This window comes from Burkholderia sp. Ac-20344, assembly GCF_017104975.1.
GTDB lineage: Bacteria > Pseudomonadota > Gammaproteobacteria > Burkholderiales > Burkholderiaceae > Burkholderia.
On the sequence record NZ_JAAGPP010000246.1, the window covers coordinates 1 to 8,438 of the forward strand.

Sequence of the window (8,438 nt, forward strand, 5' to 3'; positions counted from 1 at the left end):
GTCGCCTACGCACTCGCTTCGAGCGACGTGCCGACATTCACGAAGCATTCCTGAAACTCGGTTGCTCGCTTGTCTGTTGGAACATCTTCAGGCGTATCGAGCAGCCTTTTTGAACTGGCCTCTAAGGCAACCACGCATAGACGCCCGCCGGCACCGGATACACGCTGCCGGCCAGCGGAATCGCGAGCAGCACGACCGCGACGACGCTGATCGCCACGTGCCGCGCACGCAGCCTGCGCTGGCGACGCAGATAAAGCGGCGCACCGATCGCCACCAGCACGTACGCAAGCAGCCAGCCGTACGTCGCGATCGAACTGAGATAGCCGTACGAATCGAGCAGCGCGGTGCCGCGCGCGGTGAACACCAGCGCAGTGGCCAGCGCCAGCACCGCGATCAGCGCCACCGCGACGTGCGGCGTCGCATTCCGCTCGTGCGCTTGGCCCGTCGACGCATGCAGCACGCCCTGCCGCCCGAACGTATAGACGATCCGCGCCGCCGCATTGATCGACGAGAAGAACGCCGCGAAGAAACTCAACGCCACCCCCGCGTCGATCAGCACGCCGACCCAGCCGGCGCCGAGTCGATGCGCGAGCACCGCCAGCGGGCCGTCGACCTGATCGAGCGGCGGCGTCTGCCCGTGGAACGCGCTCACCATCCCGTATGCGCCGATCACGAACAGGATCGCCGGCCCGATGACGCTGATCAGCACCGCGCGCGGAATCGCGCGGAACGGGTCGCGCGCTTCTGCGCCGAGCACGGTCGCACTCTCGAACCCGGTGAAGCTGAAGAAAGCGAGCACCATCCCGAGCTGCAGCTGGGTCGGCTTCACGCCTTCGACCGTCAGTTGCGCGCGATCGACCGGGTGCCCGCCGAACGCGATCGTTCCGATCACGACAATGGCGATCAGCAGCAGCGTCGCGAGTTCGACGAGCAGCGTGAAGCGCGTGGACAGCCGGATGTCGCGAAACGCGATGTACCACGCGGCGAACGCCGTGACGACCGTGAGCCCGAGCACCGCGCCGAGCGGTGTCGCGCTGCCGAGCAGCCCGGTCTCGCGGCCCAGCACGAGAAACGTGTTGATCGTCCCCTGCAGGATGCCCGCGGCGGCCACCGCATACGCGATCAGCAGCGACCAGCCGCAGATCGCGCCCCAGACCGGCCCGATGCCGGCCGACACGTACGCATACAGCGCACCCGGCGACGCCGAATCGCGCGCGAACACCGAGATGCTCCACGACGCGAACAGCAACGCGACGATCGCGAACAGGTACGCCAGCCACGTGCCGTTGCCGGCCGTCGCGAATACGGCGGGAATCAGCACGCCGATCCCGCCCGACACGCCGACGAGGCCGATCGACTGCGCGATCAGTTCGGGCAGGCTCAGGTAGTTGCGCCGCAGGCCGCCCGCCTGCGGCACGGCATGCTGCGCGGGCAGTGCCTGCGCGGTGCTTGCTGAATGACTCATCGATTGACCTCGTCGGGGATGAAGCGGTGCCGCGTGCGCGACATGCGCGGTGGTGGTGGCGGCTGCGTCGGCGGCCGGTGCGGCCGCGCGAAAGCGTGCGCCCGAGACCGCGTAATCGCCGGGCACGTCGGCGATGCACTGGCTGTCGAACGGCCCTCACTCAGGAGTGCGTGGCGAGCGCGAGCCGGTCAGTTCCAGGAATGGCGCGCGGGCTTCACGCCGTTGAGGTAGTAGTTGCCGATCGCGTGATACTTCCAGCGCACCGGGTCGTGCAGCGTATGCACGCGCGCGTTGCGCCAGTGGCGGTCGAAGTTGTATTTCGCGAGCGTCGACTTGCTGCCGCCGAGCTCGAACAGCTTGCTCGCGGCAAGCAACGACACCTCGGTCGTCGCGATCTTCGCCTCGCCGACCGCGATCGCGGCCTGCGCGACCGTTTCCTCGCTCGGCTCGCGCTTCGCCGCATCGACGAAGCGCCCCGAGCGCGCGAGCAGCGCCTCTGCCGCGTGCACGCGGTACGCGATGTCGCCGATCTGCGCGACCGTCAGCGGATCCTCGCTCGCGCGTTCGACGCCGCTGTCGATCCACGGGCGCGCATGCTGCTGCACGAACGCGATCGTGTCCCGCAGCGCGGCGCGCGCGATGCCGAGGTCGATCGCGGCGGTCGTGATCTGCGCGAACGGGCCCGCGAAGGTCGGACGGTCGTACGAACGCTGCGTGTGGAAGATTTCGAACGGGCTCACGCGCACGTTCTCGACGATCACCGTGCCGCTCGCGGTCGTGCGCTGCCCGAAGCCGCTCCAGTCATCCACGACGGTCAGCCCCGGTGCACCCTGCCGCACGAAGGCGAGCACGGCCTGGTCCGACTCGTCGAGCGCGAGTACCGGAATCCAGTGCGCGAACAGCGTGCCGGTCGAATAGAACTTGCGGCCGTTCAGCACGAACGCGTCGCCGTCGCGATGCACACGCGTCTGGATATCGAGCACGTTCTTGCCGCCCGCTTCGGAAAACGCATTCCCATAGCGTGCTCCCTTCAGCACGAGATCGAAGAAGAAGCGCTTCTGCGCGTCGCTGCCTTCGAGGCGGATGTCCTCGATCAGGCAGTAGTGGTTCTGTGGAATCTGGCCGAGCGACGGGTCCGCCTGCGAAACGATCGCGATCACTTCCGCGAGCGTCACGTTCGACACCTCCGCGCCGCCGTATTCGCGCGGCACGGTGATGCCCCACAGGCCGCTCGACGAGAACAGTTCGATCTCGTCGAACGGCAGCTTCCGCTCGCGGTCGCGCAACGCGGCGTGCTCGGCCAGTCGTGCCGCGACCTGATTCGCGACGTCGATTGCGTCGGCATCCGAGCCGATGACGGGAACGGGCGTGGCGCCCGCTTGCGGTTGCACGTTTTCTTCGATGATTTCCGTAGACATGGCATTTCCGGAAAAACTCATGAACCGGCCGGCGGTGCCGGGAAGCACCCGCCGGCCTCCTGTTTCGATATCCGAAACATCAAACCGGGGTGGCCCGTAAAGACCTTCGGCTTCCCCCTTTCGATCGACCGTCGCGCGGCAAGCATGAACACCTGCCGCACACCGGCCTCCGCATCACGCGGCCACCGCCTGCCGCTGCGCCTCGAGTTCGCGCACGAGCGGCAGCACGCGCTTGCCGAAGTACTCGACTTCCTCGATGAAATGCAGGAACCCCGCGAGCACGAGATCGACGCCGATCGCCTTCAGCGCGACGATCCGCTCGGCGATCTGCTGCGGCGTGCCGATCAGGTTCGTACGGAAGCCGTCGTTGTACTGCACGAGATCCTCGAACGTCGATTTCGCCCAGTTGCCCTCGCCTTCCGGCGACGCGCTGCCGGCCTGCTTCACCGCATCGCCGAACGCATGCACGGCCTCGACGTGCGCGTGCCGGATGATGTCGTCGAGCACGGCCTTCGCCTCTTCCTCGGTATCGCGCGCGATCACGAACGCGTTGACGCCGATGCGCACGCGATGGTTGTTCGCGGCCGCCTTCGCACGGATGTCGTCGATCTGCGCCTTCAGGTTCTCCGGCGTATTGCCGTTCGTGAAGTACCAGTCCGACACGCTCGCCGCGTTGTCGCGCGCCGCGCGCGAGCTGCCGCCCTGGAAAATCTCCGGATGCGGCTTCTGCACCGGCTTCGGGCTCAGCGTGTAGTCGTTGAAACGGTAGAAATCGCCCTTGAACGTGAAGTTGTCCTGCGTCCAGATGCCCTTCAGCGCCTGGATGAATTCCTTCGAGCGCCGATAGCGTTCGTCGTGCTCGAGCCACGGCTCGCCGATCGCGGTGAATTCGCCCTTGAACCAGCCGCTCACGACGTTGATCGCGATGCGCCCGTTCGAGATGTGGTCGATCGTCGCGAGCTGCTTCGCGACCACGGCCGGATGCCACGGCCCCGGCAGGATCGCGGCGAGCACCTTGAGCGTCGTCGTCGCATGCAGCAGCGCCTGGCTGAACGACACCGACTCGTGCTGGTATTCGGCGCCGTAGCCGGCCGTGAAGCGGATCTGGCTCAGTGCGTACTCGAAGCCGGCCGCCTCGGCCGTGCGCGCGAGCTGCTGGTTGTATTCGAGGCTCCAGTCGGTGCGCTGCTCGATCGTGCTGACGACGAGGCCGCCGCTGACGTTCGGCACCCAGTAGGCGAACTTGACGCCGTCGGCGGAAGGGTCGGTATGGCTCATGAGTGTGTCCTGGTCGAGAAAGAAAACGCAGGCGGCCTATGCGGCCGCGACGGAAAGCGCATGCGGGCGCAGTTGCGGCACCGCGCGATCGACGGCGAGCGCGATGCGCGCGCGCAGCGCCGGGTTCGTGATCTGGTACTGGTCGAAATCGCTTTCCGACGCGTACACGCCGATCGGCAGCGTGCGGGCCTGGAAGAAGCTGAACAGCGGGCGCAGCTGATGGTCGATCACGAGCGCATGACGTTCGCTGCCGCCGGTGGCCGCGAGCAGCACGGGTACGTCGATCAGCGCTTCGTGATGCACGAGGTCGAACAGGTGCTTGAAGAGCCCCGTGTACGACGCGCGATACACGGGGCTCGCGACGACGAGCGCATCGGCCGTCTCGATCGCGCGGATCTGCGCATCGAGGTCGGCCGGCACCTGCGCGCGCGTCAGCGCGCCGGCCAGCCGGCCGCCGATCTCGCCGAGTTCGATCAGCCGCGTGTCGATCGGCAGCGCGGCGCCGAGTGCCGCGACGATCGCGTCGGTCAGCGCCAGCGTGCGCGACGGCCGTTGCAGGCCGCCCGATATCGCGACCACGTTGATTGCATTGCTCATCGGTTGCATTCCCATTGTCGAGTCGGGCGCCGACGCACCCGTCACGTCATGGGTCAGCAAGGAGCGTGCCATTTCGACGATCGCGACGACAAACGATCGTCTGCATGACGAAATGCATCGCGATCGACGGCCTGTCGTGGCGCCCCCGTCGATCGCCTCACGTTGATATGCGTGCCAGCCACGGCATCACAACCATATTCCACAGCGCGATGAACTGGGGGAAACAGCACTGCTGATGTGCTGCTGCGTGATCAGCAGTGCGGTGTGCCGCAGGCGCGTTCTTCCGCTTCGACACGGATTCCGCCACGCGCACGGCATCCTTCGGCATGCATTGGCGTCCGCTTTCCGCATTCATGCGCCGGCGCGACGCGTCGCATCCTTGCAGCAGCGTCGACATGGCTGCTTCATCGTCGCTTTGCGTGCAACCGATCGCTGCGCCGCGCGCCGTCTCCGCGCGCGGCTGCGTCCAGCGCAGCAATCCGGCATTGGTTATCAGAAATCGATGTTTCCCGCGTTGCACGAAACGTTGAACACTCTGCTGATCACGCAGCACCCGGTCAGCAACGCCTGATGCGGCCCGACCGTTTTCGTGCAGCGACCCGACGCATTCATCGCCATGACATCCATTTCCGTATCGCCCCGCGCGGAAAGCCTGCGCGTCGTCGCGCCGTCCCGCGACGAACCGGCCCCGCCCGACGCGCTGCAAACCGCCGAGCGCCTGGCAGCCGGCTTTGCACGCACCGCGGCCGAACGCGACCAGCAGGGCGGCACGCCGAAGGCCGAGCGCGACCAGCTGCGCGACAGCGGCCTGCTCGCACTGAGCATCCCGGCCGCCTACGGCGGCCTCGACGCGAGCTGGCGCACGACGCTCGACGTCGTCCGCGTGCTCGCGGGCGCCGACAGTTCGCTCGCGCACGTGTTCGGCTTCCATCACCTGATGCTCGCGACCGTGCGCCTGTTCGGCGCGCCCGCGCAGTGGGAATCGTGGTTCGAGCGCACCGCGCGCCAGCAGTGGTTCTGGGGCAATGCGCTGAATCCGCTCGACGCGCGCACGGTCAGCCGCTCGCGCGGCGCATGGCACGAATTCAGCGGCCAGAAGAGCTTTTGTTCGGGGGCGCTCGATTCGCAGATGCTGATCGCGTCCGCGCACGATGCCGACACGCGCGCGTTCCTGATCGCCGCCGTGCCGACGCAGCGCAGCGGCATCTCGATCGCCGACGACTGGAACAACATCGGCCAGCGCCAGACCGACAGCGGCACGGTCACGTTCGAGAAAGTACGCGTCGAGGATCACGAACTGCTGACGGACCCCGGCCCGCTGTCGACACCGTTCGCGTGCCTGCGCCCGCTCGTCGCGCAGCTCGTGCTGACGAACGTGTATCTCGGCATCGCCGAAGCCGCGTTCAGCGACGCGCGGCACTACACGCTGCACGAGGCGCGGCCGTGGCCCGGCGCACAGGTCGCGAGCACCGGCGACGATCCGTACATCCTCGGCCAGTACGGCGAATTCTGGGTCGGGCTCGAAGCCGCGCGCGTGCTCGCCGACCGCGCGGCGGACCGGCTCGACGCCGCATGGTCGCGCGATGCCGCGCTCACGCATGCGGAGCGCGGCCAGGTCGCGCTCGCCACGGCCGCGGCCAAGGTGTCGGCCGCGCGCACCGGGCTCGATCTCTGCACGCGCATGTTCGACGTCGCCGGCGCACGCGCGACGCACGGCGCGCTGCGGCTCGACCGGCACTGGCGCAACCTGCGCACCCATACGCTCCACGACCCGCTCGCGTACAAGATTCGCGAGATCGGCGAATGGGTGCTCAAGCACACCTATCCGACGCCGGGCTTCTACTCGTGAACCGCTCCCCTTCCGATGCGTGGCCCGACGCCGCGCCTGTCCTCACGCTACCCGACCGGCCCGCGCTTGCGACGTCCATTCGTGCCCGCGCGCAGGTGTTCGTCGATCCGCGCTCGGTCGCATTGCTCGAACGGATTCGCCTGGTCGCGCCGAGCGACGCGAACGTGCTGATCGTCGGCGAGACCGGCACCGGCAAGGAACTGATCGCACGACACGTGCACGGCCTCAGCCGCCGCAGCAACGGGCCGTTCATCGCGGTGAACTGCGGCGCCTTCTCCGAGACGCTCGTCGAGAGCGAACTGTTCGGTCACGAGAAGGGTGCGTTTACCGGCGCGTTCAGCGCGAAGCCCGGCTGGTTCGAAGCCGCGAACGGCGGCACGCTGTTTCTCGACGAGATCGGCGACCTGCCGCTGTCGATGCAGGTCAAGCTGCTGCGCGTGCTGCAGGAGCGCGAGGTCGTGCGGCTCGGTTCGCGCACCGGCGTGCCGATCGACGTGCGCGTGGTCGCCGCGACCAACGTGGATCTGCAACAGGCCGTCGCGAACGGGCAGTTTCGCGGCGACCTGTTCTACCGGCTCAACGTCGTGCAGCTCGCCGTGCCGACGCTGCGCGAGCGCCCGGGCGACATCCTGCCGCTCGCGCGCCACTTCTTCGACGACTACCGGAGCCGCCTCGGCTACGGGCCGCGCAGCATCGACCCGCGCGCCGAGCGCCGGCTCGAGGCACACGGCTGGCCCGGCAACATCCGCGAACTCGAAAACGTGATCCATCATGCGCTGCTCGTGAGCCGCCACGACTCGCTGCAGGAGGCCGACCTGCACCTCGCGCCGCCGGGCGTACCGACGGCCGCCGTACGCACCGCGGAGCCGGAACCGGGCCCGGCCGCCGGCGCGCAGGCCGCGCTCGAACGCGCGCTGCGCGAGCTGTTCGACGAGGATCACGGCAACCTGTTCGAACGCATCGAGGACACCGTGATGCGTGTCGCGTTCGAATTCAGCCACCGCAATCAGATCCAGGCCGCGCGGCTGCTCGGCATCAGCCGCAACGTGCTGCGCGCGCGGCTGATTCGCGCGAAGGCGATTGCGGCGATGAAGTAGCCGCGTATGGGAGCGCGCCGCCGCCCCACTTCGGCGCAATCGCGCCGCACGCCGTACAGCAACGTCCGAACCTGATGTATCGTGGCGCGAAGCGTGCGCCGCGTCCCCTCCCGCATCCGGTCGTCCGTCATACGGCCGCCAGTGCCCGGCGACAGCGCGCCCGCACGATCCTCCGCAACACGCAAGGCCGTCCGGCGCCCGTGCGGGCCCGGCCGAGCCTCGTTCACCCGTCCGGAACCCGTCGCCATGAAAAAGCTTGTCAATCGTCCGTCCGATGTCGTGCGAGAAATGCTGGAAGGCATCGCACGGCAGTCGCCGCATGTCGCGATCCTCGGCGACGAGCACGTGCTCGTCCGCCAGCCGCTGCCCGAGCCGGCGCAGCGCCCCGTCGCCATCCTCTCCGGCGGCGGCAGCGGCCACGAGCCCGCGCACGGCGGCTATGTCGGCGAAGGGATGCTGAGTGCGGCCGTCTGCGGCGAAGTGTTCACGTCGCCGTCCACCGACGCCGTGCTCGCCGCGATCCGCGCAAGCGCCGGCCCGAACGGCGCACTGCTGATCGTGAAGAACTACACGGGCGACCGGCTCAATTTCGGGCTCGCCGCCGAACTCGCGCGCGCCGAGGGCATTGCGGTCGAAACGGTCATCGTCGCCGACGACGTGTCGCTGCGCGGCCGCGTCGAGCGCGGCCAGCGGCGCGGGATTGCCGGCACCGTGCTGATCCACAAGCTCTCCGG

At 68.2% G+C, this 8,438-nt stretch carries 8 protein-coding genes and 1 pseudogene; 4 read left to right on the forward strand and 5 right to left on the reverse strand.

From position 1 onward, the window contains the following. Positions 1-113: pseudogene (locus G3N64_RS37295) on the forward strand (IS5/IS1182 family transposase); the annotation flags it as partial. 8 nt (positions 114-121) lie between these two features. Here G3N64_RS37295 and G3N64_RS37300 read toward each other — a convergent pair. The 5 genes from G3N64_RS37300 to G3N64_RS37320 all read right to left on the reverse strand — a co-directional run bounded on the left by G3N64_RS37300 (position 122) and on the right by G3N64_RS37320 (position 5,311). Then, the gene (locus G3N64_RS37300) at positions 122-1,465 is read right to left on the reverse strand and encodes an APC family permease (protein WP_205788617.1); all 1,344 of its coding nucleotides are present in this window, start codon (positions 1,463-1,465) and stop codon (positions 122-124) included. A 188-nt stretch (positions 1,466-1,653) separates the two neighbouring features. Next, positions 1,654-2,883 carry an SfnB family sulfur acquisition oxidoreductase gene (locus tag G3N64_RS37305; RefSeq protein ID WP_205788618.1) on the reverse strand — a complete coding sequence of 410 codons (1,230 nt, stop codon included), beginning with the start codon at positions 2,881-2,883 and terminating at the stop codon, positions 1,654-1,656. A gap of 174 nt (positions 2,884-3,057) precedes the next feature. Beyond that, positions 3,058-4,161 carry a dimethylsulfone monooxygenase SfnG gene (gene sfnG, locus G3N64_RS37310; RefSeq protein ID WP_205788619.1) on the reverse strand — a complete coding sequence of 368 codons (1,104 nt, stop codon included), beginning with the start codon at positions 4,159-4,161 and terminating at the stop codon, positions 3,058-3,060. 36 nt (positions 4,162-4,197) lie between these two features. Continuing rightward, on the reverse strand, positions 4,198-4,758 hold the full coding sequence (msuE, locus tag G3N64_RS37315) for an FMN reductase (RefSeq protein WP_174982075.1): 561 nt from the start codon (positions 4,756-4,758) through the stop codon (positions 4,198-4,200). 157 nt (positions 4,759-4,915) lie between these two features. Beyond that, positions 4,916-5,311: a hypothetical protein gene (locus tag G3N64_RS37320; RefSeq protein WP_205788620.1), complete on the reverse strand. Its 396-nt coding sequence runs from the start codon at positions 5,309-5,311 to the stop codon at positions 4,916-4,918. A 63-nt stretch (positions 5,312-5,374) separates the two neighbouring features. Between G3N64_RS37320 and G3N64_RS37325 the strand changes: the two genes are divergently transcribed. The 3 genes from G3N64_RS37325 to G3N64_RS37335 form a co-directional block, all read left to right on the forward strand. After that, a complete protein-coding gene (locus G3N64_RS37325) occupies positions 5,375-6,607 on the forward strand; it encodes an acyl-CoA dehydrogenase family protein (protein WP_205788621.1) in 1,233 nt (410 codons plus the stop codon). Beyond that, positions 6,562-7,704: a sigma 54-interacting transcriptional regulator gene (locus tag G3N64_RS37330; RefSeq protein ID WP_205788622.1), complete on the forward strand. Its 1,143-nt coding sequence runs from the start codon at positions 6,562-6,564 to the stop codon at positions 7,702-7,704. Before G3N64_RS37325 ends, G3N64_RS37330 begins: the two co-directional genes overlap by 46 nt. Before the next feature lie 246 nt (positions 7,705-7,950). Then, the coding region (locus tag G3N64_RS37335) for a dihydroxyacetone kinase subunit DhaK (protein ID WP_205788623.1) at positions 7,951-8,438 on the forward strand (488 nt) is incomplete at its 3' end.